The 1145-nt window shown below is 57.3% G+C and carries 1 rRNA gene; it reads left to right on the top strand.

From position 1 onward, the window contains the following. Positions 1–83: 83 nt before the first annotated feature. Positions 84–1145, top strand: a 23S ribosomal RNA gene (locus ACFQ6Y_RS30325); the annotation flags it as partial.

Raw genomic sequence — 1145 nt, 5'->3', positions numbered from 1 at the left:
CCAGTGCACTCATCAGCTTGTCTGGTGGGGTGATGGGTGGCTGGTCGTTGCTTGAGAACTACACAGTGGACGCGAGCATCTGTGGCCAAGTTTTTAAGGGCGCACGGTGGATGCCTTGGCACCAGGAACCGATGAAGGACGTGGGAGGCCACGATAGTCCCCGGGGAGCCGTCAACCAGGCTTTGATCCGGGGGTTTCCGAATGGGGAAACCCGGCAGTCGTCATGGGCTGTCACCCATGCCTGAACACATAGGGAGTGTGGAGGGAACGAGGGGAAGTGAAACATCTCAGTACCCGCAGGAAGAGAAAACAACCGTGATTCCGGGAGTAGTGGCGAGCGAAACCGGATGAGGCCAAACCGTATGCGTGTGATACCCGGCAGGGGTTGCGCATGCGGGGTTGTGGGATCTCTCTTTCACGGTCTGCCGGCCGTGAGACGAGTCAGAAACCGTTGATGTAGGCGAAGGACATGCGAAAGGTCCGGCGTAGAGGGTAAGACCCCCGTAGCTGAAACATCAACGGCTCGTTTGAGAAACACCCAAGTAGCACGGGGCCCGAGAAATCCCGTGTGAATCTGGCGGGACCACCCGCTAAGCCTAAATATTCCCTGGTGACCGATAGCGGATAGTACCGTGAGGGAATGGTGAAAAGTACCGCGGGAGCGGAGTGAAATAGTACCTGAAACCGTGTGCCTACAAGCCGTGGGAGCGTCGCCGTTGTTCTTCGGAACAACGGTCGTGACTGCGTGCCTTTTGAAGAATGAGCCTGCGAGTTTGCGGTGTGTTGCGAGGTTAACCCGTGTGGGGAAGCCGTAGCGAAAGCGAGTCCGAATAGGGCGATTGAGTAGCACGCTCAAGACCCGAAGCGGAGTGATCTAGCCATGGGCAGGTTGAAGCGGAGGTAAGACTTCGTGGAGGACCGAACCCACCAGGGTTGAAAACCTGGGGGATGACCTGTGGTTAGGGGTGAAAGGCCAATCAAACTCCGTGATAGCTGGTTCTCCCCGAAATGCATTTAGGTGCAGCGTCGCGTGTTTCTTGCCGGAGGTAGAGCACTGGATAGGCGATGGGCCCTACCGGGTTACTGACCTTAGCCAAACTCCGAATGCCGGTAAGTGAGAGCGCGGCAGTGAGACTGTGGGGGAT

The sequence above is a fragment of the Rhodococcus sp. NPDC056516 genome (assembly GCF_042794655.1).
GTDB lineage: Bacteria > Actinomycetota > Actinomycetes > Mycobacteriales > Mycobacteriaceae > Rhodococcus_F.
The sequence above is the reverse complement of the archived record's forward strand: the minus strand, read 5'-3'. Positions and strand labels throughout refer to the sequence as shown.